This is a genomic window from Dietzia cinnamea NBRC 102147, from assembly GCF_001571065.1.
Classification (GTDB): domain Bacteria; phylum Actinomycetota; class Actinomycetes; order Mycobacteriales; family Mycobacteriaceae; genus Dietzia; species Dietzia cinnamea.
Window position 1 is genome coordinate 39,404 of the sequence record NZ_BCSW01000009.1, and the last position, 23,749, is coordinate 63,152.

At 71.7% G+C, this 23,749-nt stretch carries 28 protein-coding genes; 22 read left to right on the top strand and 6 right to left on the bottom strand.

What is annotated here, in order from left to right:
- Positions 1-135 precede the first annotated feature (135 nt).
- The 19 genes from rplN to rplQ all read left to right on the top strand — a co-directional run bounded on the left by rplN (position 136) and on the right by rplQ (position 12,398).
- Positions 136-504: a 50S ribosomal protein L14 gene (rplN, locus tag DCI01S_RS05385; protein WP_007628112.1), complete on the top strand. Its 369-nt coding sequence runs from the start codon at positions 136-138 to the stop codon at positions 502-504.
- A 1-nt stretch (position 505) separates the two neighbouring features.
- On the top strand, positions 506-820 hold the full coding sequence (gene rplX / locus DCI01S_RS05390) for a 50S ribosomal protein L24 (RefSeq protein ID WP_007628110.1): 315 nt from the start codon (positions 506-508) through the stop codon (positions 818-820).
- 2 nt (positions 821-822) lie between these two features.
- Positions 823-1,395, top strand: coding sequence for a 50S ribosomal protein L5 (rplE, locus tag DCI01S_RS05395; protein ID WP_043566766.1), 573 nt, complete (start codon positions 823-825; stop codon positions 1,393-1,395).
- Positions 1,396-1,666: 271 nt separating this feature from the next.
- On the top strand, positions 1,667-2,065 hold the full coding sequence (rpsH, locus tag DCI01S_RS05400; RefSeq protein ID WP_007628106.1) for a 30S ribosomal protein S8: 399 nt from the start codon (positions 1,667-1,669) through the stop codon (positions 2,063-2,065).
- A gap of 12 nt (positions 2,066-2,077) precedes the next feature.
- On the top strand, positions 2,078-2,614 hold the full coding sequence (gene rplF / locus DCI01S_RS05405) for a 50S ribosomal protein L6 (RefSeq protein ID WP_061228297.1): 537 nt from the start codon (positions 2,078-2,080) through the stop codon (positions 2,612-2,614).
- Positions 2,615-2,616: 2 nt separating this feature from the next.
- The gene (gene rplR / locus DCI01S_RS05410) at positions 2,617-3,012 is read left to right on the top strand and encodes a 50S ribosomal protein L18 (protein WP_007628102.1); all 396 of its coding nucleotides are present in this window, start codon (positions 2,617-2,619) and stop codon (positions 3,010-3,012) included.
- 43 nt (positions 3,013-3,055) lie between these two features.
- Positions 3,056-3,715, top strand: coding sequence for a 30S ribosomal protein S5 (gene rpsE / locus DCI01S_RS05415; RefSeq protein WP_007628100.1), 660 nt, complete (start codon positions 3,056-3,058; stop codon positions 3,713-3,715).
- Between the two features lie 2 nt (positions 3,716-3,717).
- Positions 3,718-3,900 (top strand): 50S ribosomal protein L30, encoded by a 183-nt coding sequence (gene rpmD / locus DCI01S_RS05420; RefSeq protein ID WP_007628098.1) that lies wholly within the window; start codon positions 3,718-3,720, stop codon positions 3,898-3,900.
- Between the two features lie 2 nt (positions 3,901-3,902).
- Complete coding sequence (gene rplO, locus DCI01S_RS05425) at positions 3,903-4,352, top strand: 50S ribosomal protein L15 (RefSeq protein WP_061228298.1); 450 nt, start codon at positions 3,903-3,905, stop codon at positions 4,350-4,352.
- Between the two features lie 204 nt (positions 4,353-4,556).
- On the top strand, positions 4,557-5,879 hold the full coding sequence (secY, locus tag DCI01S_RS05430; RefSeq protein ID WP_061228299.1) for a preprotein translocase subunit SecY: 1,323 nt from the start codon (positions 4,557-4,559) through the stop codon (positions 5,877-5,879).
- Positions 5,880-5,927: 48 nt separating this feature from the next.
- Positions 5,928-6,473, top strand: coding sequence for an adenylate kinase (locus tag DCI01S_RS05435; protein WP_061228300.1), 546 nt, complete (start codon positions 5,928-5,930; stop codon positions 6,471-6,473).
- Between the two features lie 8 nt (positions 6,474-6,481).
- On the top strand, positions 6,482-7,285 hold the full coding sequence (gene map, locus DCI01S_RS05440; protein ID WP_061228301.1) for a type I methionyl aminopeptidase: 804 nt from the start codon (positions 6,482-6,484) through the stop codon (positions 7,283-7,285).
- 136 nt (positions 7,286-7,421) lie between these two features.
- On the top strand, positions 7,422-8,702 hold the full coding sequence (locus tag DCI01S_RS05445) for a lipase family protein (RefSeq protein WP_082767653.1): 1,281 nt from the start codon (positions 7,422-7,424) through the stop codon (positions 8,700-8,702).
- A 136-nt stretch (positions 8,703-8,838) separates the two neighbouring features.
- Entirely contained in the window at positions 8,839-9,060 is a 222-nt protein-coding gene (gene infA / locus DCI01S_RS05450) for a translation initiation factor IF-1 (RefSeq protein ID WP_010541191.1), read from the top strand.
- Between the two features lie 168 nt (positions 9,061-9,228).
- The gene (rpsM, locus tag DCI01S_RS05455; protein ID WP_061228302.1) at positions 9,229-9,597 is read left to right on the top strand and encodes a 30S ribosomal protein S13; all 369 of its coding nucleotides are present in this window, start codon (positions 9,229-9,231) and stop codon (positions 9,595-9,597) included.
- Positions 9,597-10,004, top strand: a complete 408-nt coding sequence (gene rpsK, locus DCI01S_RS05460; protein ID WP_043566757.1) for a 30S ribosomal protein S11 — start codon at positions 9,597-9,599, stop codon at positions 10,002-10,004. Before rpsM ends, rpsK begins: the two co-directional genes overlap by 1 nt.
- A gap of 22 nt (positions 10,005-10,026) precedes the next feature.
- Positions 10,027-10,632, top strand: coding sequence for a 30S ribosomal protein S4 (gene rpsD, locus DCI01S_RS05465; protein WP_007628084.1), 606 nt, complete (start codon positions 10,027-10,029; stop codon positions 10,630-10,632).
- Between the two features lie 106 nt (positions 10,633-10,738).
- Complete coding sequence (locus DCI01S_RS05470; protein WP_061228303.1) at positions 10,739-11,773, top strand: DNA-directed RNA polymerase subunit alpha; 1,035 nt, start codon at positions 10,739-10,741, stop codon at positions 11,771-11,773.
- 34 nt (positions 11,774-11,807) lie between these two features.
- On the top strand, positions 11,808-12,398 hold the full coding sequence (rplQ, locus tag DCI01S_RS05475) for a 50S ribosomal protein L17 (protein ID WP_061228304.1): 591 nt from the start codon (positions 11,808-11,810) through the stop codon (positions 12,396-12,398).
- A 74-nt stretch (positions 12,399-12,472) separates the two neighbouring features.
- Here rplQ and DCI01S_RS05480 read toward each other — a convergent pair whose 3' ends face one another.
- The gene (locus DCI01S_RS05480) at positions 12,473-13,453 is read right to left on the bottom strand and encodes an SGNH/GDSL hydrolase family protein (RefSeq protein WP_082767654.1); all 981 of its coding nucleotides are present in this window, start codon (positions 13,451-13,453) and stop codon (positions 12,473-12,475) included.
- A 77-nt stretch (positions 13,454-13,530) separates the two neighbouring features.
- On the opposite strand from DCI01S_RS05480, the gene truA reads away from it, so the two are divergent.
- Positions 13,531-14,418: a tRNA pseudouridine(38-40) synthase TruA gene (gene truA / locus DCI01S_RS05485; RefSeq protein WP_061228305.1), complete on the top strand. Its 888-nt coding sequence runs from the start codon at positions 13,531-13,533 to the stop codon at positions 14,416-14,418.
- Positions 14,419-14,452: 34 nt separating this feature from the next.
- On the opposite strand, the gene DCI01S_RS05490 is transcribed toward truA, so the two are convergent.
- Both DCI01S_RS05490 and DCI01S_RS05495 read right to left on the bottom strand, forming a co-directional pair.
- Positions 14,453-15,172: a CPBP family intramembrane glutamic endopeptidase gene (locus tag DCI01S_RS05490; protein WP_232302948.1), complete on the bottom strand. Its 720-nt coding sequence runs from the start codon at positions 15,170-15,172 to the stop codon at positions 14,453-14,455.
- On the bottom strand, positions 15,169-16,269 hold the full coding sequence (locus DCI01S_RS05495; RefSeq protein ID WP_061228342.1) for an NAD(P)H-binding protein: 1,101 nt from the start codon (positions 16,267-16,269) through the stop codon (positions 15,169-15,171). Before DCI01S_RS05495 ends, DCI01S_RS05490 begins: the two co-directional genes overlap by 4 nt.
- Positions 16,270-16,424: 155 nt before the next feature.
- On the opposite strand from DCI01S_RS05495, the gene DCI01S_RS05500 reads away from it, so the two are divergent.
- Positions 16,425-17,510: a DUF695 domain-containing protein gene (locus tag DCI01S_RS05500; RefSeq protein WP_061228306.1), complete on the top strand. Its 1,086-nt coding sequence runs from the start codon at positions 16,425-16,427 to the stop codon at positions 17,508-17,510.
- Here DCI01S_RS05500 and DCI01S_RS05505 read toward each other — a convergent pair.
- Positions 17,464-19,095, bottom strand: coding sequence for a type VII secretion protein EccE (locus tag DCI01S_RS05505; RefSeq protein WP_061228307.1), 1,632 nt, complete (start codon positions 19,093-19,095; stop codon positions 17,464-17,466). The two genes, DCI01S_RS05500 and DCI01S_RS05505, sit on opposite strands and share 47 nt — an antisense overlap.
- Before the next feature lie 149 nt (positions 19,096-19,244).
- Between DCI01S_RS05505 and eccB the strand changes: the two genes are divergently transcribed.
- A complete protein-coding gene (eccB, locus tag DCI01S_RS05510; protein ID WP_061228308.1) occupies positions 19,245-20,699 on the top strand; it encodes a type VII secretion protein EccB in 1,455 nt (484 codons plus the stop codon).
- Between the two features lie 65 nt (positions 20,700-20,764).
- Here the strand turns inward: eccB and mycP are convergent, their stop codons facing one another.
- Positions 20,765-22,216 carry a type VII secretion-associated serine protease mycosin gene (gene mycP / locus DCI01S_RS05515; protein ID WP_082767655.1) on the bottom strand — a complete coding sequence of 484 codons (1,452 nt, stop codon included), beginning with the start codon at positions 22,214-22,216 and terminating at the stop codon, positions 20,765-20,767.
- Positions 22,213-23,733: a type VII secretion integral membrane protein EccD gene (gene eccD / locus DCI01S_RS05520; protein WP_061228309.1), complete on the bottom strand. Its 1,521-nt coding sequence runs from the start codon at positions 23,731-23,733 to the stop codon at positions 22,213-22,215. Before eccD ends, mycP begins: the two co-directional genes overlap by 4 nt.
- Between the last annotated feature and the right edge of the window lie 16 nt (positions 23,734-23,749).

The following is a 23,749-nucleotide window of genomic DNA, read 5'->3' on the forward strand; positions in this document are numbered from 1 at the left end:
GGGCCGCGGAGCAGCCGCACCCTACACTGGAACAGTTGCCCGAGCTGTCGCGCACCTTTCGCGCGCCCGGGCGGCATGACCGCGTGTGTCGGGTCGGTATCCGGCACACATCGAACAGACCTGGTCAGGAGAACCATGATCCAGCAGGAGTCGCGGCTGAAGGTCGCCGACAACACGGGTGCCAAGGAGATTCTCTGCATCCGCGTTCTCGGCGGGTCCAAGCGTCGCTATGCGGGCGTGGGCGACATCATCGTCGCCACCGTCAAGGACGCCATCCCCGGCGGCAACGTCAAGAAGGGTGAGGTCGTCAAGGCCGTCATCGTGCGCACCGCCAAGGAGCGCCGTCGCCCGGACGGGTCGTACATCAAGTTCGACGAGAACGCCGCCGTCATCATCAAGAACGACAACGACCCGCGTGGCACGCGCATCTTCGGGCCCGTCGGCCGCGAGCTGCGCGACAAGAAGTTCATGCGCATCGTCTCGCTGGCTCCGGAGGTGCTCTGACATGAAGGTTCACAAGGGCGACACCGTGCTCGTCATCTCGGGCAAGGACAAGGGCGCGAAGGGCAAGGTCATCCAGGCCTTCCCCGCCCAGGAGAAGGTCCTCGTCGAGGGCGTCAACCGCATCAAGAAGCACACCTCCAACTCGGCTGCCGAGCGTGGCGCCTCCTCCGGCGGCATCGTCACCCAGGAGGCCCCGATCCACGTGTCCAACGTGATGGTCGTGGACGCCGACGGCACCCCGACCCGGGTCGGAATCCGCACCGACGAGAACGGCAAGCGCGTCCGTGTCTCGCGTAAGACCGGGAAGGACCTGTGACCATGACCGATACCGCTCTTCCCACCGGCTACACCCCGCGCCTCAAGGCGAAGTACCGTAGCGAGATCAAGCCGGCGCTGAACGAGACGTTCGAATACGCGAACGTCATGCAGATCCCGGGCGTCGTCAAGGTCGTCGTCAACATGGGCGTCGGCGACGCCGCTCGCGACGCCAAGCTCATCAACGGCGCGATCAACGACCTCACCCTGATCACCGGCCAGAAGCCGGAGGTCCGGCGGGCCCGCAAGTCCATCGCGCAGTTCAAGCTGCGTGAGGGCATGCCCATCGGCGCGCGCGTCACCCTCCGTGGCGACCGCATGTGGGAGTTCCTGGACCGTCTGACCACCGTCGCCCTGCCGCGTATCCGCGACTTCCGCGGCCTCTCCGGCAAGCAGTTCGACGGTCACGGCAACTACACCTTCGGTCTCAACGAGCAGACGATGTTCTACGAGATCGACGTCGACAAGGTCGATCGTCCGCGCGGTATGGACATCACTGTCGTCACCACCGCGACGAACGACGAAGAGGGCCGGGCGCTTCTCAAGCACCTCGGATTCCCCTTCAAGGAGAACTGATCCTCTCCTGACAGGCCGGACCGGCCGTCCTCGCCGGGGCACCGCATCGCGGGTCCCCGGCGACGGGCAGACGGCCCAGTCGTCTGGTCGTGAACAGTGAGAAGAGCACTGTGAACGGCGGGACACCCGAGCGCCCCACGGGGAGCCGGATCCCATACAAGAGAACATTCGCACTCTTCGTGATAGGCCCACGGCGTTCGCGGGCGACCCACAGGTCGCCGGGCGGGCGTGTTGCATGGGAACCGTTACGAGAAAGGAACATGGTCCATCCATGTCGATGACCGATCCCATCGCGGACATGCTGACGCGTGTGCGTAACGCCAACTCGGCGTTCCACGACACCGTGTCGATGCCGCATTCCAAGCTCAAGGGCAACATCGCGGCGATCCTCAAGCAGGAGGGTTACATCGCCGACTACGCCGTCTCCGACGCCGAGGTGGGCAAGAAGCTCACCATCGATCTGAAGTACGGCCCGTCCCGCCAGCGGAGCATCCAGGGCATCAAGCGCATCTCGAAGCCGGGTCTGCGTGTGTACGCCAAGTCCACCGAACTGCCCAAGGTCCTCGGCGGGCTGGGCGTCGCGATCATCTCGACGTCCCAGGGTCTGCTCACCGACCGTCAGGCGAACAACAAGAAGGTGGGCGGGGAAGTCCTCGCCTACGTCTGGTAAGGGGGCGACGAAATGTCACGTATCGGCAAGGCTCCGATCACAGTCCCGTCCGGTGTCGACATCAAGGTCGACGGCCAGACCATCACGGTCAAGGGCCCCAAGGGTGAGCTCACCCAGGTGCTGCCCGAGCCCATCTCGGTGACAGTCGAGGAGGGCACCCTCACGGTGAACCGTCCCGACGACCACCGCGACAACCGCTCCCTGCACGGCCTCTCCCGCTCGCTGGTCAACAACATGGTCGTGGGCGTGACCGAGGGTTACAAGCAGGACATGGAGATCTTCGGCGTCGGATACCGCGTCGTGGCCAAGGGCTCGGACCTCGAGTTCGCCCTCGGTTACTCGCACCCGGTGCCGGTCGCCGCCCCGGCGGGCATCACGTTCGCCGTCGACGGTGCGACCAAGTTCTCGATCTCCGGTATCGACAAGCAGCAGGTGGGCCAGATCGCCGCCAACATCAAGCGACTGCGGAAGCACGACCCGTACAAGGGCAAGGGCATCCGCTACGCCGGCGAGCAGGTCCGTCGCAAGGTCGGAAAGACGGGTAAGTGATCATGAGCAGCACCAAGAAGCGTTCCCCGCTGGGAACCGACGCCTCGACCGCACGTCGCGAGGGTCGGGCCCGGCGCCATTACCGCCTCCGCAAGAAGGTCTCCGGCACGCCGGAGCGTCCGCGGTTGGTCGTCAACCGCTCCTCGCGCCACATCCACGCCCAGATCGTCGACGACCTGGCGGGCCGTACGCTCGCCGCCGCGTCGACCATCGAGGCCGATGTGCGGTCCCTCGAGGGCGACAAGAAGGCCCGCAGCGCGAAGGTCGGCCAGCTCCTGGCCGAGCGCGCCAAGGCCGCCGGCATCGACGCCGTCGTGTTCGACCGTGGCGGCAACAAGTACCACGGCCGGATCGCGTCGCTCGCCGACGCCGCCCGCGAGGGTGGGCTGGAGTTCTGATGATCAACACCACTGCACTGACCGCGAATGGAAGGACCGTCTGATGCCGGGACGTCAGCGTCGTGACGGCGGAGGCAACGGACCCGCCGCAGACAACAAGAACACCAACGACAACGCCCAGGGGCGCGGCGGCGACCGCGGCCGCGGGCGGGGCCGCGACGACCGTCGTGGCCGCCACGACGACGAGAAGTCGCAGTACATCGAGCGCGTCGTCACCATCAACCGCGTCTCCAAGGTCGTGAAGGGCGGTCGGCGTTTCAGCTTCACCGCGCTCGTGATCCTCGGTGACGGCAACGGTATGGTCGGCGTCGGCTACGGCAAGGCCAAGGAAGTCCCCGCGGCCATCCAGAAGGGCAATGAGGAGGCCCGGAAGAACTTCTTCCGCGTCCCGCTCATCGGCTCCACGATCCCGCACCCCATCCAGGGTGAGGCCGCCGCCGGTGTCGTCATGCTGCGTCCGGCGTCCCCGGGTACCGGTGTCATCGCCGGTGGCGCCGCGCGCGCCGTGCTCGAGGCCGCCGGCGTCAACGACATCCTGTGCAAGTCGCTCGGGTCGGACAACGCCATCAACGTCGTTCACGCGACCGTGGCCGCCCTCAAGGGTCTGCACCGTCCAGAGGAGGTCGCGGCCCGTCGCGGCCTGCCGATCGAGGACGTCGCGCCCGCGGGCATGCTCCGCGCGCGTGCCGGACAGGGGGCCTGACCATGGCGAACCTCAAGATCACCCAGGTCCGTGGGACCGTCGGGACCAAGAAGAACCAGCGGGACTCCCTGCGTACGCTCGGCCTCAAGGGCATCCGGAAGTCGGTCGTGCGTGAGGACAACGCGCAGACCCGGGGTCTCATCAACGTCGTGAACCACCTCGTCGTGGTCGAAGAGACGGAGTGAGAATGACCATCAAGTTGCACCACCTGCGTCCCGCGCCGGGCGCCCACACCGACAAGATCCGCGTTGGTCGCGGTGAAGGCGGCAAGCGGGGCAAGACGGCCGGTCGCGGTACCAAGGGCACCAAGGCGCGTAAGAACGTCCCCGCGGCGTTCGAGGGCGGCCAGATGCCGATCCACATGCGGCTCCCGAAGCTCAAGGGCTTCAAGAACCGCAACAAGGTCGTCTTCCAGGTCGTCAACGTGTCCGACATCCAGCGGCTGTTCCCCAACGGCGGCGAGATCGGCGTGACCGAGCTCGTCGACGCGGGCGCTGTCCGCAAGAACCAGCCGGTCAAGGTTCTCGGTGACGGGGAGATCTCCGTCGCCGTCACACTGACCGTCGACAAGGTCTCCGCGTCGGCCAAGAGCAAGATCGAGGCCGCGGGCGGAAGCGTGTCGGAGGCCGGGGCCTGATCCCCGGTAGGCCCGCCGAGGGCCGCTGAGGTGCGCAGGGGTCGGGTCCGAGAGTCTCGGATCCGGCCCCTGCCCTCGTCTTGATAGAGTTTTCCCGTTGTGCGCTCCGGGCCCGGCATCCGCCGTGCGGTCCATGTGACCCGCGCCCGGCGCATCTGCTTACGACGACCGGCGGCCCACGGCCGACCACGACCAGGAGGACATGTGCTCTCCGCACTCGCGTCCGCGATCAAGGACCGGGACCTGAGGAAGAAGATCCTCTTCACCCTCGGGATCATCATCCTCTACCGGATCGGCGCGCAGATCCCGTCGCCCGGCGTCGATTACCCCAAGTTGCGCGGCCTGCTCGACACCGCGATGACCGGGGACAACGCCCAGTTGTACTCCCTGGTCAACCTGTTCTCCGGTGGCGCGCTGCTGCAGCTGTCCGTCTTCGCGATCGGCATCATGCCGTTCATCACGGCGAGCATCATCGTCCAGCTACTCACCGTGGTCATCCCTTACTTCGAGCAGCTGAAGAAGGAGGGGCAGTCCGGCCAGGCCAAGATGACGCAGTACACGCGCTATCTGACCATCGCGCTGGCCGTGCTCCAGTCCGCCGGCATCGTCGCGTTGGCCGACCGGGGACAGCTCCTCGGTAACGGGCAGTCCGTTCTCATGGACGACGACGTGCTCACGCTCATCACGATCGTGATCGTCATGACCGCCGGTGCGGCCCTGGTGATGTGGTTCGGCGAGCTCATCACCGATCGCGGCGTCGGCAACGGCATGTCGCTGCTCATCTTCGCCGGCATCGCGTCCCGTATCCCCGCAGAGGGCGTGAACATCTACCAGAACTCCTCGACGATGAAGTTCGCCGCGGTCATGTTCGCGGTCGTGCTCATCGTCGTCGCCGTCGTCTTCGTCGAGCAGGGACAGCGCCGGATCCCCGTCCAGTACGCCAAGCGGATGGTCGGTCGCCGTCAGTACGGCGGGACCTCGACCTACCTCCCGCTGAAGGTCAACCAGGCGGGCGTCATCCCCGTGATCTTCGCGTCGTCGCTCATGTACGTGCCGATCCTCATCACCCAGCTGGTGCAGGGCCCCGAGCCGTCGGGTGACGGTTTCTGGCAGCGCTACGTGATGCAGTACCTCCAGAACCCGTCGAGCTGGGGCTACATCGTCCTGTATTTCGCCCTCATCATCTTCTTCGCGTACTTCTACGTGGCCATCCAGTTCGACCCGATGGAGCAGGCCGAGAACATGAAGAAGTACGGCGGATTCATCCCCGGGATCCGTCCCGGTCGCCCGACCGCCGAGTACCTGGGCTACGTCCTCAACCGGATCCTGCTCTTCGGTTCGCTGTACCTCGGCCTCATCGCCGTGCTCCCGAACATCTTCCTCGACATGGGCAGCGGGGGTGGCGACATGCAGAACATGCCGTTCGGCGGCACCGCCGTGCTCATCATGGTCTCCGTGGGCCTCGACACGGTGAAGCAGATCGAAGCCCAGTTGATGCAGCGCAACTACGAGGGCTTCCTCAAGTAGCCGCGGCCTCGTCCGAGCAACCCCACTGTAGAAAGGCAGGTCCCCACCATGCGTCTCGTCCTCCTCGGCCCTCCCGGTGCCGGTAAGGGAACCCAGGCGGCTCTGTTGTCGGAGAAGCTCGGCGTGCCCCACATCTCGACCGGTGACCTCTTCCGCGCCAACATCTCGCAGGGCACCGATCTGGGCAAGGAGGCGAAGGGGTACATCGACTCCGGAAACCTGGTCCCGGCCGAGCTGACCAACCGCATGGTCAAGGCCAGGATCGCCGAGCCCGACGCCGCGGAGGGCTTCCTGCTCGACGGATACCCCCGCAGCGTCGCGCAGGCGGACGCCCTCAAGGACATGCTCTCCGAGGCGGGGTGCTCCCTCGACGCGGTGCTGGAGTTCAAGGTCGACGACGACACGGTCGTCCAGCGGATGCTGGCCCGCGGTCGCGAGGACGACACCGAGGACGTCATCCGCAACCGCATGTCGGTGTACCGGTCCGAGACCGCCCCTCTGCTCGAGTACTACGCGGGCGACGTCAAGAGCATCGACGCCGTCGGTTCGGTCGAGGAGATCAACGCCCGCGCGCTCGCCGCGCTGGGTCGCTGACGCCCGCCGTGCTCGGCCGGTCGCGCAAGGGCGTCGTCGCCGCCCGCACAGCGGGGGAACTGGACGCGATGGAGGCGGCGGGGCGCATCGTCGGCCGCACGCTCATCGCGGTCCGGGACGCCGCCGTCCCGGGCGCGACGACAGGTGATCTCGACGAGGTCGCTGAGCAGGTGATCCGCGAGTCCGGCGCCATACCGTCCTTCAAGGGGTACGAGGGTTTCCCCGGCTCCATCTGTTCCTCGGTCAACGAGGTCGTGGTGCACGGGATCCCCGGACCGGAGACGGTGCTGCGGGAAGGGGACCTCGTCTCTATCGACTGCGGAGCCATCCTCGAGGGATGGCACGGGGACTCGGCGTGGACGTTCGGCGTGGGCTCCCTCGCGCCCGATGTCGCCGCCCTCAACGACGCGACACGTGAGGTCCTCGAGGTGGGCATGCGCGCGATGCTCCCGGGGAACAGGTTGACCGACGTGTCGCACGCGCTCGAGGTGGCCACCCGGCGGGCCGAGGAACGGCACGGCGTCTCACTCGGGATCGTCGACGGTTTCGGCGGCCACGGCATCGGCCGTGAGATGCACGAATGGCCGTTCCTCGCCAACGAGGGCAAGCCCGGTAGGGGACCGCGCCTCCAGGAGGGGTCGGTCCTGGCGATCGAGCCGATGCTGGTTCTCGGCGGAGAGACCGACACGCGGACCCTGTCGGATGACTGGACGGTCGTCACCGTCGACGGCTCGCCGGCCTCGCACTGGGAACACACCGTCGCCGTCACAGCGGACGGGCCCCGGATCCTCACCCCCCGTCCACTCGGCTGAGGCGGGTCGTCCCGCGCCCCGGAGGGCGCAGGCCGGCCCGGGGGCCGGCGTCGCTCGGGCCCGGGGGGCCGGCCGCGGACGACCGCGGTCGGGTTAGCATGTTCTCTCGGTTCAGATCGGCCTGAAAGGTCAGGGCATGCCAACACCCGTCCGCGTTCCCCGGGAACTCCCCACGTCAGTGCGTCCCGCGGTCGCGGTCCTGGTGATGCTCTCCCTCGTGCTAGCGCAGGCCCTGCTCGTAACGCAGGGAGCCGCCGCACAATCCGTGGCGGAGGGCGGCGCGGGGTCGATCGCGGAGGACCCGCAGCCCGGACCCTTCTACCACGCTGACCCGCAGGCGCTCGCGGATGCGGCGCCGGGCCGGGTCATCAACTCCAGGACCGTGACGATGCCGGTATTCCTCGGGTACGGCGTCACCGAGATCGCGTACCGGTCCACGGACACTCGGGACCGGCCGCTGCTGGCCACCGCGACCGTGGTCCGGCCCCATCACGCCCGCCCCGACGGCCCGGTCCTGAGCTACCAGCACTACCTCAACGCGTTGGGGCAGCGGTGTGCGCCCACCGAGACCCTCGTGCACCCCACCCTCGAGACCGTGCAGGACAACGCCATGGTCTTCCTCCGGTCCCGTCTGGACCAGGGCTGGACCGTCATCATCCCGGACCATCTGGGACCCAAGGTCGCATACCCGGGGGGACAGCTGTCCGGGCGCATCGTCCTCGACGGCATGCGGGCGGTGCGGGATGACCCTCGTTTCGATTCCCGGAACAGCCGGTTCGGCGCGCTGGGGTACTCGGGGGGCGGCATCGCCAGTGCCTGGGTCTCGCTCCTGCACGACGACTACGCCCCCGACGTGAACCTGGTGGGCGTTGCGAAGGGCGGCGTCCCGACGGACATGACCACGATGGCGCGGATGATCGGCAACCAGCCGCACCCGGCGTTCGGGTTGGCGTTCGCCGCCGCGGTGGGGATGGCCCGTGAGTACCCGGAAGCGATCCGTCTCGAGGAGAAGCTCACCCCTGACGGTTGGCATCTCTACCACCAGCTGAAGGGCCGGTGTACCGCGACGCTGCTGACCTTCGGCGCGTTCCGGTCGGTCCCGATGGTCCTGCGTGGCGGCGACCTCATGGCGGAGGAGGGGCTCATGCGCGCATTCGCCGAGAACAGCGTCCGCCTCAGTCCGGATGTGCCGCGGGTGCCGGTGTTCATGTGGCATTCCGGCACCGATCCTCTCGTGCCGTTCTGGGACGCGGAGGAGACGGCGAAGCGGTACTGCCGCGAGGGGGCGCCGGTCACCTGGGAACCCGGCCTTGCGCCCGAGCATCTGTTGGGCGCGGTGGAGAAGCTGCCGGCGGCCATGAACTGGCTACAGCAGCGGTTCGAGGGCGCCCCCGCCGGTCGCGCCTGCTACGTCTGACAGGTGGCCGGGCGGGCCGGTTCGTCGCGATTGGCGCTGACCAGCGACCTCGCGTAGGCTTATACGTCGGTGTGCCCACCAGTGCACCACAATCCGGTAGACGTCATCCGGGGAATCGTGGAGGACCGTAACCAGCATGGCAAAGAAAGACGGAGCCATCGAGGTCGAGGGCCGTGTCGTCGAGCCGTTGCCGAACGCAATGTTCCGCGTCGAGCTCGAGAACGGGCACAAGGTCCTCGCCCACATCAGCGGGAAGATGCGGCAGCACTACATCCGCATCCTCCCGGAGGATCGCGTGGTCGTGGAGCTCTCGCCCTACGACCTGACGCGTGGACGGATCGTCTACCGCTACAAGTAAAGACGCTCAACTCCCCGTACCAGCCGCCGCCTCCGCGAAAGGGGTCGGCGGGTTCGTACCCCCGGTTGCGGAGGCCGGGGCCCCGGACGGTTGCTCATCGAGAGATGACCATCCGGATCGGGGACGGTCGGGGAGCAGACCTACCGCACGACGAAAGAGATACGCCACATGGCACGCCTTGCCGGCGTCGATCTCCCACGCGACAAGCGCATGGAGATCGCGCTCACCTACATTTTCGGCATCGGTCGCACCCGGTCGCTGGAGATCCTGGAGCGTACGGGTATCAGCCCCGATCTGCGCACCAAGGACCTCTCCGACGAGCAGCTGACCGTCCTTCGTGACGACATCGAGGGCAACTACAAGGTGGAGGGTGACCTCCGCCGCGAGATCCAGGGCGATATCCGCCGGAAGATCGAGATCGGTAGCTACCAGGGACTGCGTCACCGTCGTGGCCTGCCCGTCCGTGGTCAGCGCACCAAGACCAATGCCCGTACCCGTAAGGGTCCGAAGAAGACCGTCGCCGGAAAGAAGAAGTAATGCCCCCCAAGTCACGCGCTGCGGGCCCGAAGAAGACGGGCCGTCGCAAGGATAAGAAGAACGTGCCCCTGGGCCAGGCCCACATCAAGAGCACGTTCAACAACACCATCGTCTCGATCACCGACCCGTCCGGTGGCGTCCTCGCATGGGCGTCCTCCGGCCACGTCGGCTTCAAGGGCTCGCGTAAGTCGACGCCCTTCGCCGCCCAGCTCGCCGCCGAGAACGCGGCCCGCAAGGCGCAGGAGCACGGCGTCAAGAAGGTCGACGTGTTCGTCAAGGGCCCCGGCTCGGGACGTGAGACCGCGATCCGCTCCCTCCAGGCCGCCGGCCTCGAGGTGGGCACGATCTCCGATGTCACCCCCCAGCCCCACAACGGCTGTCGTCCGCCCAAGCGGCGTCGAGTCTGAGCCGGAAGGAACGCACTAGACCATGGCACGTTACACCGGCCCCGTCACCCGCAAGTCCCGCCGTCTCGGCGTGGACCTCGTGGGTGGAGACACCGCATTCGAACGTCGGCCCTTCCCGCCCGGTCATCACGGCCGTGCGCGGATCAAGGAGTCCGAGTACCGCACCCAGCTGCAGGAGAAGCAGAAGGCCCGCTTCACCTACGGCGTGATGGAGAAGCAGTTCCGTCGCTACTACGAGGAGGCCAACCGCCGCGCCGGTAAGACCGGTGAGAACCTCCTCCAGATCCTCGAGTCGCGGCTGGACAACGTCGTGTACCGCGCGGGTCTCGCGCGGACGCGCCGCCAGGCCCGTCAGCTCGTGGCGCACGGCCACTTCCTGGTCAACGACCAGAAGGTGACCATCCCGAGCTACCGCGTCTCGCAGTACGACATCATCGATGTCCGTCCCAAGTCCACCAAGATGGACTGGTTCGAGATCGCCCAGGAGACGCTCGGTGAGCGTCCCGTCCCGGCGTGGCTGCAGGTCGTCCCCACGACCCTGCGGATCCTCGTCCACCAGCTCCCCGAGCGCGCCCAGATCGAGGTGCCGCTGCAGGAGCAGCTGATCGTCGAGCTCTACTCGAAGTGATCTGTCCTCCCTCGTCGCCGGGCGGGCCGCACACCGCGGCCCGCCCGGCGACGGTGGGTTCCCACGGCGTCAAATAGCGGGCGCCGAGAATCGAAAGAGGTAGCACATGCTCATCTCCCAGCGGCCCACCCTCACCGAGGAGGTCGTCTCCGAGAACCGCTCGCGGTTCGTGCTCGAGCCCCTCGAGCCCGGTTTCGGCTACACCATCGGCAACTCGCTGCGGCGCATGCTGCTGTCGTCCATCCCGGGCGCGGCCGTGACCAGCATCCGCATCGAGGGCGTCCTGCACGAGTTCACCACCGTGCCGGGCGTCAAGGAGGATGTCACCGACATCATCCTCAACCTCAAGGGCCTGGTCGTCTCGTCCGTCGAGGACGAGCCGGTCACCATGTACCTCAAGAAGCAGGGGCCGGGTGCCGTCACCGCCGGTGACATCGTCCCGCCCGCCGGCGTCGAGGTGCACAACCCGGACCTGCACATCGCCACTCTCAACGAGAAGGGCCGTCTGGAGATCGAGCTGGTCGTCGAGCGCGGCCGTGGCTACGTGCCCGCCGGGCTCAACAAGGACGCCGGCCACGAGATCGGCCGGATCCCGGTCGACTCGATCTACTCGCCCGTCCTCAAGGTGACCTACAAGGTCGAGGCGACCCGTGTGCACCAGCGCACGGACTTCGACCGCCTGGTCCTGGACGTCGAGACCAAGAACTCGATGACCGCCCGTGACGCCCTGGCGTCCGCCGGTAAGACCCTCGTCGAACTCTTCGGTCTCGCCCGTGAGCTCAACGAGGAGGCGGAGGGGATCGAGATCGGGCCCAGCCCGGCCGAGGCCGACCACATCGCCGCCTACGGCATGCCCATCGACGACCTGGACCTGTCGGTCCGGTCCTACAACTGCCTCAAGCGCGAGGGCGTCCACACGGTGGGCGAGCTCGTGGCCCGCAGCGAGTCGGACCTGCTCGACATCCGCAACTTCGGCCAGAAGTCGATCGACGAGGTCAAGGTCAAGCTCGTCGAGCTGGGCCTGTCGCTCAAGGACGCGCCCCCCGGATTCGATCCCGCCTCGGTCGCCGGCTACGACGCCGAGACCGGGACGTGGACCGACGAGGGCGGCGAGGATTACGCCGAGACCGAGCAGCTCTGACGAGCGCCCGGAACACCATTCCTAGGAGAATCTGATGCCCAAGCCCAAGAAGGGCGCCCGCCTCGGCGGATCCGCCGCCCACCAGCGGCTCATCCTCTCGAACCTGGCCACCCAGCTGTTCGAGCACGACGCCATCCGCACCACGGAGACCAAGGCGAAGCTGCTGCGCCCGTACGCGGAGAAGCTCATCACCAAGGCCCGCCGCGGCACGCTGGCCGACCGTCGTGAGGCCGCCAAGGTCATCCGCGACAAGGACGTCCTGCACAAGCTGTTCGCCGAGATCGGCCCGCGCGCGGCCAACCGCGACGGTGGCTACACCCGGATCGTCAAGCTCGAGAACCGCAAGGGCGACAATGCGCCCATGGCGATGATCGCGCTCGTGACCGAGGAGCTCGCCTCCGCGGAGGCCTCCCGCGCCACCCGCGCCGCCGCCTCCAAGGCCGCCGCCGCCCCGGCCGCCGCCGAGTCGACCGATGACGTGACCGCCGAGGCCGAGGCCAACAGCCCGATCGCCGACCAGGTCGAGGGCGCCGACGACGCCCAGGTGGACGCCGTTGAGGAGACCGCCGAGGCCGTGTCCGAGGACGCGACCCACGCCGAGGGTTCGGACGCCGACAAGGCCTGATCCGCCCCGGTACGAGATGCAGGGCCCCGTCACCGCACCCGCGGAGACGGGGCCCTCGTCGTACACGCCTCCGGTCAGAGCACGTCCGCGACCGCCTCGGCCATCGCCCGGTGCCCCGCAGCCGTGGGGTGCATCGGGTGCGAGGCGGTCTCGATGCCGGTGAAGTCGGTGTAACGCCCCGCCACCGGCGCGCAGGCGTGGCGGCTCGCGGCGTCGTCGGGCAGGACCGCCGCGGCGCCCGCGCGGTCCGCGGCGTCCACGACGACCCGGTTGATCCGCTCGGTGACGGAGCGCGTCCAGTCCACGTCACCGGGGCTCATCCGGTCCACGAAGTCGCAGCTGTCGAGCTCGGGCACCAGCGGGAGGTACGCGGTGGTGACGATCCGGGCATCGGGCGAGCGCTCGCGGATGCCGGCGTACACGTCATCCAGTCGGCCCGCCAGCCCGGCCAGCGCGTCCGAGGTGACGCCGTCCAGCCGCTCGCGGCAGGGCGCACCGTCGGCGACTCGGGCTGTCCGCATCACGCATCCCACGATGTCGCCGAACCCGATGTCGTTGCCGCCGATCGACAGGGTCACCAGGTCCGTCTCGGCGGTGAGGGCGTCGAACTGCGGCGGGGTCTCGGGGATCTGGGGTGCGGTCATGTCCACCGTCCGCGCTCCGCCGCAGGTGGCGTCGATGAACTCGCCCGGCCGGATGTCGCCGGCGAGCAGAGACGGGTAGTTGCGGGTGGAGCGCAGGCACGCCTCCGGCCCGCTCGTCGGGGCGTTGGTCGGACCCAGGGCGGCGAACGAGTCGCCGAGTGCCACGTACCGGGCCACGGCGGTGTCGGGCGGTCCTGCGATGTCGGTGGGCGCGGGAGGGGACGCGGGGGGCGGGGCCTCGTCGTCGCTCCCGGAACAGGCCCCCAGCGTGAGGGCGACGGCTACGCCGACGGCGAGGAGCGCGGCATTGCGTGGGCGGCTACGCGCGGCGCGGTGCGGGGGACGGACCGACGGGGCGGACCACCCCGGCGCCGGTCGGGACGGGGACGACGGTGGGCGCGGCGACGACATGGGGCCATCGTGCCGGACCGGGCGGCGGTGGGCTGGTGTGGCGGGCGCGCGCGGGCGTGGTCTAGCGTCTGTAGGCCGTGAGCACCCGCCGGATCCGCCTCGACGTCGCCTATGACGGCACCGACTTCTCCGGGTGGGCGCGTCAGCCCGGGCTGCGGACGGTGTGCGGGGTGCTCGAGGCCGAACTCGGCACCGTGCTGCGGAACCCGGTCACGCTGACCGTCGCGGGCCGGACCGACGCCGGGGTGCACGCCCGCGCCCAGGTCTGCCACGTCGACGTGGACCCGGCGTGGCTCGACCAGCGCTCGCTGGACGGGCGCCCTGAGGCGCTGGTCCGGAGGCTCGCACGGCTGCTGCCCGCGGACATCGCCGTGATGGACGCGCGGTGGGTGCCGGACGAGTTCGACGCCCGCTTCTCCGCCCTGCGCCGTCACTACGAGTACCGCCTCACCACCGCGCCGTGGGGCGCCGAACCCACCCGCGCCCGCGACACGGCGGCGTGGACCCGCACCGCGGACCTCGAGGCGGTGCGCGCGGCCTCGGAGCGGCTGCTGGGCCTGCACGACTTCGCCGCGTTCTGCCGCCGCCGCGAGGGTGCCACCACCATCCGGGAGCTGCAGCGCTTCGAGTGGCGGACCGAGCCGGATCCGCGCGGTGCGGACGCGCCCGGTGCGACCGAGGTGTGGACGGCGTCGGTCAGCGCGGACGCGTTCTGCTGGTCGATGGTGCGCAGCCTCGTGGGCGCCGTGATGGCCGTGGGGGAGGGCCGGCGCAGCCTCGACTGGATCAGCGGGCTGCTGGCGGAGACCGAGCGGTCCTCCGCGGTGCCCGTGGCGCCCGCGCGCGGGTTGTCGCTGATCGGGGTCGACTACCCGGCGGACGACGAGCTCGCCGCGCGGAACCTCGTCACGCGCGAGCTGCGGCCGGGCCCGGGCGGCGGCGCGGCGGGGTGCTGCGGGGGATAGCGGGGCCGGGCCGCGCCGCGTGGTCCTGCGGGGATCAGGCCCGCGCGGCGTCGAGGATCGGGCCGAGCGCGAACAGCATCACCATCGACCACGCGACGTGCGTGATCGCCGGCCCGAGGACGCCGCCGGTGGCGCGCCGCTGTAGCGCCGTCACGACACCCACGATGACGGCCGCGAGCACCAGCAGGGGGATCCCGGCGGTGGCCGTGACGGTCGCGTAGATCACCGTCGTCGTGAGGATCGGCCGCAGGTTGGCGACGGCCGAGTACACGGCACCGCGGTGGAAGCACTCCTCGGCGACCCCGTTGACCGCCGTGAGGGCTGCGACCAGCGCGAGGTTCCCCACGGTCGCGTGGGCGAGGAGCGCGTCGACCGGGTCGCGGAGTGGCTCGATACGCGCCACGACGAGCGCCCCCAGGCAGAACACCACCGCGAGCGCGGCGGCCGTGAGCACCGAGGACAGCACCGGCCGGCGCGGGCGGTACGGCTCGCAGCCCACCCGGATCGGTCCCGAGGCGAACGCGCCGGTCAGCCACACCGCGGCGAGGAGAGCGGTGGCGGGGTAGAAGAGGGCGTCCCCGGCGGGGATCCGGAGCGCCCACGCGCCGACCGCCGCGCCGACGACGAGGGTGACGACGACGACGAGGACGCGCCGCCGGGACGGGTGCGACGGCGCGGTGTCCATGTCACCGGTCCGCAGCGCCCGCAGGTAGCGGCCGGTGGGCGTGTCCCGGTCCCGCTGCCCGGACGTCACGGCCGGGATCGCGTGCGCCCGAGGGTGGGCGGGCGGACCCCGGCCCAGTCGGCGTCGGACGGCAGCAGGCGCGCGGGGTCGCCGAGCGGATCCGCGCCCTCCCACAGGGGTGGCCGCGCCGGACCGTGCGGGACCCGGAGCGCCTCGCGCAGGGCGTCGCGGTAGGTCGTGCGCCCGCCCGGCGGGGGCCCGAGCACCTCGTCGGCGTCGTCCCTGGCGACGACGGCCTCGCAGCGCAGAGACTCCACGAGCGGCTTGGCCAGGCCGGTCTCGAGGGGTGTGACCAGTCCCAGCCAGTGGGAGGACAGCTTGGGGGTGAGCACCGGTACGGGGACCATGACCCGGCGCCGCAGTCCGGCCTCCTCGGCGTAGACCTGCATCATCTCGCCATAGGTGAGCAAGTCCGGCGCGCCCACGTCGATGGCCCGGCCGTGGGCCAGCTCGCCGCACAGGGGGACCGTGGTGGCCGCGGAGAGGTAGTGCAGGACGTCGCGGATCGCGATGGGCTGGATGTGGTTGCTCACCCACTTGGGCGTGACCATGGCCGGGAGCCGGGTGGTCAGGTGCCGGATCATCTCGAATGACGCCGAGCCGGAGCCGATTACCACCCCGGCCTGGATCACGAGCGCGGGCACGGTTGACTCGAGCATGATCCGGGCGACCTCGGCGCGGGACCGCAAATGGGGGGAGAGCTCCTCCTCGCCCTCCGGATGGAGGCCAGACAGGTGGACGATGCGCTCGACACCCGCCTCCTCGACGGCGCGGACGAACTGCTCGGTGGTCTCGCGCTCCTCCCGTTCGAAGTCCCTGGAGCCACCCATCGAGTGCACGAGGTGGCAGGCCACGTCGGTCTCGCGGAGGGCGGCGAGGAGAGCGTCGGCATCGCCCAGGCCACCCTCGTGGATGGTCACCTCGTCTCTCCACGGCACGTCGTCGAGTCTGGCGGGGGTGCGCGCGAGCACCGAGACCTCGGCACCGTCCGTGATGAGCCGGGGTACCAGCCGCGATCCGATGTATCCGGTCGCGCCGATCACGAGCACCCGCCGGCCGTGCTGCGCTCCGGAAGACAGCCCGGCCAGGTCCTGGGAGGAGGTCATGGCTCCGACCATGCCACCGTCACCGTCCCGCCGCACCCGCACCGCGATCAGCCTTACGACCTGTCCGGGTGTGTCGGCGCGGGCGCGATCGGCGGGTAATCCGGATACTGGGGTGAGACACGCATTCACGGACCGCGGCCACGGGAGGAGAACACATGGCGATTCGCGCGGCTCGACCCCGGCAGCTCTCGCGATCGCTGGACTTCTCCGGCGTGCGCATCGAGACGGCCCGCTCGCGATCGGACCGGGCCATCACCACCTTCTGGCGCTGGTGGTCCGCCGACGGCAGGCGCCGGGCCACCGCGGCGATCGACTCCGGCGTCACCGGGCGGGTGGTCGCGGAGCTCAGTTCGCTCATCGAGGCCATCGATCCCGGCCTGTCGTGGGAGTTCGTCCCGGGCTGCGAGGAGGTGCCCCACCGGCTGACCGTCACCGCGGCCGGAGTGCCCGAGCTGCGGGGCGCCGCGCGCCGGTGGTTGGCCGCCGCGCCGCGGGCCGACGAGACGTGGTCGTTCGCCGACCTGCGTGAGCCGGTCCGGGGCTGCGCGATGTACTTCCGCGATCACCGGCTGGGGTTCGATGACGCCGAGGTCGTGGTGGACCTGGGGCTGTCCCGGGCCGACGTCACCGTCCACCACCCGGCGTTCACCGCGCTGACCGGGGCCGACTCGTCGATCGCCGCCTACCTCCTGCTGGACGCCCTGTGCGGCGAGGAGCAGGTCGAGACGTGGGTCGGGCTCATCAGGGCCAATGCCACCGCGCCTGGCGTCGACGCGGTGCCGCTCGCCGACCTGCCCCGGATCCTGCGTGAGCTCGCCGCGGACAACACCGACGAGCTGGGCGACCCGGCGTGGCAGATCCTCCACGGGGACACCGACCGGGGCCCGCTCGTGGCCGTGGTCCGCGTCCCGCTGGTCGCCCTGTCGGCGCCGGAATTCGACCGCCACGTCGCCGTCGACGTGCCGTACACGGACGTCGAGGACGGGGGCCTGCCCGGCTCTCGCTCGCTGCCCGGCCTGCGGGATCTCGAGGACCACCTCGTCGAGCGCCTCGAGGGCGACGGCGAGTGCGTCGGGGCGGAGAGCTGCGACGGGCGCCGTCTGCTGCACTTCTACGTCGATTCCACGACCCCCGCCCACGAGCAGCTGCGGGTGGCGGCGTCCGGTTGGGATCAGGGCGAGGTGACGGTGACCGTCACGGACGATCCGGGCTGGCGGAAGGTGCAGCACCTGCGGGTGTGAGCTCGCCCGGCACGGTGAGGGGGCCGACGAACGCCTCCTCGCCTGGCCCGGCCACCACCGAGACGCGGCGGGACTCACCCGCGCGCGGCTCGATCGAGATCCACCCGTCGATCCGCCCGTCCAGGACGAGGTCCGGCGGGGCCGCGGTGTCCGCGTGCCGCTCGCCCCGCAGGTCCCAGTCGGCGTCGACGCGGACGACGGTGGGCGGGGTGACGTCCGGCCCGCCCGGCCCGGCGAGGGCGTCGATGCGCCCCTCGGTCAACGGGCCGTCGACATCCCACATCACGGCGTCGACCGGGGCTCCCGCGTCGGAGGCGTCGGGGTCGACGATCCGGTAGCGGGACTCGTCGCCGATCGCGGTCAGGGGCCGCCACCGGTCGGGGACGTCGGTGACCACCGCGACCCGGTAGCCGGCCGCGACCGCGCGGAACGCGACCTGTCGGCAGACCGCGGGTCCCGCGGCGAGCAGGACCGACCGCAGATGCGGGCCGGCCAGCTGGACCGCCGCCGCGCCCCCGGTGCGGGTGGCTCCCAGGATCTGTCCGCAGCCGTGCGCCGGCGGGGCGAGGGCTGCGAGCTCGTCGACACGGCGCCGGACCAGCGACCCGGCCACGGCCACGGGCATCTCCTCGCCGGGGACGGGCAGGACACCCGCCGACGGCAGTCGATGGCAGGTGTTGGCGGTGGTCGGCAGGACGCGCTCGGCCACAGCCCCCTCGGCCACGCCGGTCAGCCCCACGGTGGTCACCACGTCCACCACGTCGTCACGACCCTCCACACGCCTCAGACGGAGCACCTCGGTGACGCGCGCGGCCCGCACGGCGGTGAGCCCGTCGATCACCGACCGCGGGTCGGCGGACGGGCGCACCACCACGCCGACGCCCGGCCCCGGGTCGCCCTCGGCGTCCAGGTAGAGGCCGGCGAGTCCGGCCGCGTCGAGGACCCGGCACGGCACCCCGTGATGCACCAGCGACCGGCGCAACCGCTCGGTGGCCACCGTGACCACCTGCTCCAGCGAGCCGTCGGCCCGTCCGGCGGGCCCCAGCGCGAGCCGCGCGAGGTCGAACCGCAGCAGCAGGTGGACGCGTCGGTGCGAGATCAGCGCGAGCGGGCCGACGAGCGCGTCGTACACCTCGCCGTCGCCACCCGTCGCGGCGCGGCGACCGTCGGCCACCACGTCGATCCCCTCGAGGCGCACCCCGCCCTGCTCGAGCTGGCGCGCCACCACCGCCAGCGGGAGGCGGACACCACGATGCGCGGCCGGGTCGTCGCGCCCCACCTCGGTGGTCACGAGCGCGCCAGCCGAGATCTCCACGGCGGTCGTCACCACGCGCTCGCCCTCCACGCATCCGACGGGGGAGCGGTCCGGGGCGACGAGGTCCACCACGTCGACGGGCCGCTGACGCGCGGTCCCCGGGCGCGCCAGCACCGGGCGGCCGCCGCGGCGCGCGGTGATCACGGTGGCGACGAGCGCGACCGTCGCGAACTGGGCCCACGGCTGCGCCTGCGGCGGGCAGACCACGGTGAGAACGACCGTCGCCACGAGCGCGGCGAGCAGCCCGGCCAGGGTGGGAACCGCCGTCATCCACCCGCCTCCTCCACGCCTGTCCCGAGCACTCGGGCGCGTGCGGACGGCGCCCGGAAGACCGGCCACGGGGGCCGGATCCTGGCGTACCCTACCCCCGGTGCCCCCGGCCGCGGGGGTCCCACATCCGTGGAAAGGGGGCCGCGCCGGTGCCGCTCAAGCCGACGACCAGGGCGCAGGTGGACGGCCACCGCTTTCTCGCCCGCCGGGCCCGCCACGCCGTGGTCGCCCGGGACGTCCGGATGCTGCACGATCCGCTCAGGCGTCAGTCGACGGGGCTGACGGTGGGCGTGGTCGCGGCTGTGCTCGGTGTGGCCGGGGCCGCGGTGCTGGCCCTGCTCGACCCCGCCCCGGACGTCGGGAGCACGATGATCATGGTCGGGCGGGACTCCGGTCAGATGTACGTGCGCGCCGGTGAGAAGGTGCACCCCGTGCGCAACCTCGCGTCCGCGCGCCTCGTGTCAGGAGAGCCGGCGGAGCCGCGGACCGTGCGCGACGCCGACATCGCCGGCACCCCGCGCGGCGGGCTGCTCGGCATCCCCGGCGCGCCCTCGGCGCTACCGGGTCACCGGGACGCCGAGGCGGCGGCCGCCGTGTCGTGGACGGTGTGCGACGAGGTCGTCGACGCCGACCGCGGACGCCCGCGCGTCACCGGCACCAGCATCGTCGCGCGGGAGGACGCTGACGCCGGGGCCGCGTCCGGTCGCGAGACGGGCCCGGACGAGATCGTGCTGGCGGACCAGGACGGCACCGGCTGGCTGCTCCGCGACGGCACCCGCGCGCGCATCGACCTCGGGGACGGCGACCTGCTGGAGATCCTCGGCCTCGGCGGGGTCGACCCGCGTCCGGTCACGGCGGCCCTGGTGGACCCGCTGCCGGAGGTGGACCCGGTGCGCCGGCCGGTGATCGAGATGGCGGGCGAACCGGTCGACTACGGACTCCACGGGCTGCGGATCGGCCAGGTGTTCACCGTGGACACGGCCACGGGGACGCGGACCCACGTCGCGCTGGCCGACGGTGTGCAGGAGGTCGGACCGGTCCTCGCCGACGTGATCCGGTCCACCGCGACGGTCGGGACGGTCGCGCAGGTGCCGCCGGACCGGATGGGCGTGCCGCGGTCGGTGGCGCTGGACGTGGAGGCCTTCCCCGGCGAGCGCCCGACGGTGCTGGAGACGTCCGCCTCGCCGGTGATGTGCGTGCGCGACGCGGGCGGGCCGGGCCCCGCCGCGCGCCGGGTGTCCCTGGTGGCGGGCGCGCCGGCTCCGGGCCCCGGGGAGGCCCGGGCGGTGGCCGGCGCCGACGGCGGAGGCCCGGCGGTCGACGCCGTGGGCGTGCCGGGCGGCGGGCTGCTCGTCGCGGCGACGGGACGGGGCACGACGACGCGCACCGCGGTCACGACGATCGTGGCCGACACCGGCGTGCGGTTCGACGTCCCCGACGCACCGACCGCCGCGGTGCTCGGCCTGGGTGGCGCGCCGGTGCCCGTGGACACCGCGATTCTCGACCGCCTCCCGGCCGGACCGCGCCTGGACCGCGGGTCGGCGCTGGTCGCCCGGGACGGCTCGGATCTGGAGCCGGCGGGTCCGGACGACGCGACGCGCTGAACCGGGCGCGTGGCGGGCGGTGGCCCGTGACGGGTGGGAGGTGCGCGACGGGCGGCGGGGCGCCGTCAGTCGGCGAGGGTGTGTCGGTCGTCGCGGCGCCCGGTGTCGCGGGACCCGAGCAGGGTGACGACGACGAGGGCCATCGCGCCCAGGGCCAGAGCGCCCGCCGCCACGCCCGCGCCGGCGCCCGCACCCGGTGGGCCGGGATCGGGCGGGGGAGCGGCGATCGTGGTGGTCGACGGGGCGGGACGGCCGGCTCTACGGACGCCGGTCACGGCCGCCACCGGGTCCACCACCCCGTGGCCGATCGCGTGGTCGTGCCCGCCCGCGGCAGGGATCGCGGTGCCCTCGATCCGGGCGATCACCTGACGTGCGGTGAGTCCGGGGTGGGCCTGACGGACGAGCGCGGCGGTGCCGGCGACGAACGGCGCGGCGAAGCTGGTGCCGCTGATCGGGGTGCGGGAGCCGTCGCCGGCCACGACGAAGTCGGACACGCCCGCGCCGTCGGCGCCCACGGACCGCAGCCCCACGGCGGGCGCGGCGACGTCCACCCACGGGCCGCGCAACGAGAACTCCGCGGGGGCGCCGTCCGCGTCGACGCCACCGACGGTGAGCACGTGGTCGTCGTACCAGGCGGGGGAGGCGATAGTGAGGACGTCGTCCCAACCGTCGTCGCCCGGTACGGACGGGTCGGCGGAGGGCGGGTTCTGCTCGCCGCACGCCTCGCCGACGTTCCCGGCGGCGGCGACGACCACGACGTCGTGGTCGACGGCGGCGTAGCGGATCGCACCGCCGAGGGTGGCGTCTGCGAGCACGGTGCCGGAGGGGACGCAGGCGACCTCGGAGATGTTGATGACGCCGGCGCCGGCGTCGACGGCGGCCCGGATCGACCGGGCGAGGGTGGACAGGGTGCCGACCCCGGCCCCGACCGTCGGGCCGTCGGGGCCGGGGCTCTCGGCCCGGAGGACGCTGCTGGACTGGCGGATCGAGACGATCTCGACGCCGGGTGCGATGCCCGAGTGTCCGGTGGCGTCCTCGGTGCCCGCGAGCACCCCGGCCACGAGCGTGCCGTGGGCGTCACAGTCCTCTGTACCGTCCCGGCCGGGCACCACGTCACCGGCGCCGCGGACCCGGGGCAGCCGCGGCCCGGGGTTGACCCCGGTGTCGATGACCGCCACGACCTGGCCCTCCCCGCGGCCGTGGATCCATGCGTCGGCCAGCTCGGCGGCGGTCGCCGAGGCGGGTGGGGCGGTCGGGTCGAGGACGGCGGCGGTGGTGCGGCACGGGCCGTCCAGGCGAAGCGGCCCGGAGTCCAGCCCTGAGCCCTCGGGGACCGGGCCGTCGATCGACGGGCGCTCCACCGCGGACGCGGCGGGCGTCCCCGCCGGGTGGGCGAGCAGCTGACCGGCCACCACCGTTGCCACGGCTGCCGTGGCAGCGGTCCGCCGGACGGCACGGGCGACACGGGCGGCACGGCGGCCGTGGGCGGGGCGCGCGGCCGGTCCCGGGTCGGTCATCGCTGGCGGACGAGGGAGTAGACCTCCATGGCACCCACCGCGAGGGGGACGATCGCGCAGAGGGCGACGGCCTCGACCACGCCCACGGCCCGGAGCGCCCCGGGGGAGAGGTCGACGTGCGGGAGGACCGACGCGGCCACGATGACCGCCGCGGCGACGGCCACCGCGGCCGGGACGACGACCCCCACCGGCGAGTCGACGGTCAGGCCCGCGCCCACCAGTACACTGGCGGTCAGCACGAGCGCCGAGATGAGCAGCACGGCGGTGTGGACCCGGTCGGCGTAGCCCAGCCCGCGCAGCACCAGCACCACGATGAGGACCAGCGCCAGCGGAGCCGACCAGCGGGTGGTGTCGCCGTCGCCGGTCAGGGACGTCAGCGACCCGGCGGTGCAGACCGCGCCGGCCGCGGCCAACAGGCCGGTGAGCCAGGACCGCGAGGTGAGGAACCGGTGCCGCAACACGCCCGGCGTGGGCAGGGGGCCGCGGGCCCTACCGCGCACGTCGTGGTCGATGTCCTCGAGGTCGCCGGCCTCGACGTCCTCGCCCGGGGCGGGCACCGGCGGGATGGGGATGCGGGCGGCCCAGACGGCGATCCGCGGGGCCGCGGTGAGCACGAGGAGCCCGACGAGCACGGCACCGGCGCCCACCGCGGGGGCCGGCGTGGGGGTCGTCGCCGCCACGAGCGCACCGACCGCGCCCGTCGCGAGCGCCACGCACGCCGCGAGGTACCCGGCGGCGGTGTCGTAGCCGAGGGCCGGCCCGGGGCGGAAGACGGTCGACCGCAACAACGCGGCGAGGACCGACCCGGCCGTGAGCCCGCCCAGGAGATGCCCGGCGCCGACGGGAGGGCCACCCACGGTGGCCCCCGCGAGCACCGTGAAGCCCACTGCACACGCACCCGCGACGGCGTCCGCGGACCCGTGCACCGAGGCGCGACGCAGGGCGAGGACCGCGGCCAGGCCGAGCAGCCCGAGCAGAAACGACACCAGCGGGGTCGTGAGCCCGCCGTCGAGCCACCACTGCCGTGTCGCCGCCACCGCGGCGGCGACCGCCACGACAGCGGTCGCGGCGGTCGCGGTGGTGACCGCGTCACGGCGGTCCCACGAGGCGGAGCGGGCCACGTCCGGCTCGGTCAGTCCCTGTAGGACGTCGTCGAACAGCGGGGCGGGCGTCGGCACCGGGCGGTGGTCCAGCACGAGTATCTCGCCGTCGTGGACGCGCTGCTGGGCGAGGGTCTCCGACACGGCCAGCGGGCCGCCGGCCAGTCGGGACAGCTGCCAGGACCCGCCGGTGCCGCCGCCCATCCGGGCGTCGACGTCCACCCCCGACGCCGGGCCCGCGGCCGCGCGGATGTGGTCGCGGACGAGGTCCACGACCTCCGGGATCACCGCGACCAGCTCGAGGTGGGCGGGCAGACTCAGATCCACCCGGGTGGAGCGGCACACCACCGACACCCGGCGCTGGTCCAGGGGTTCGACGCCCGCGGCGACGCCCCTGATCTCACTGTCCGCCGACATCTCACCGACCTCCTGC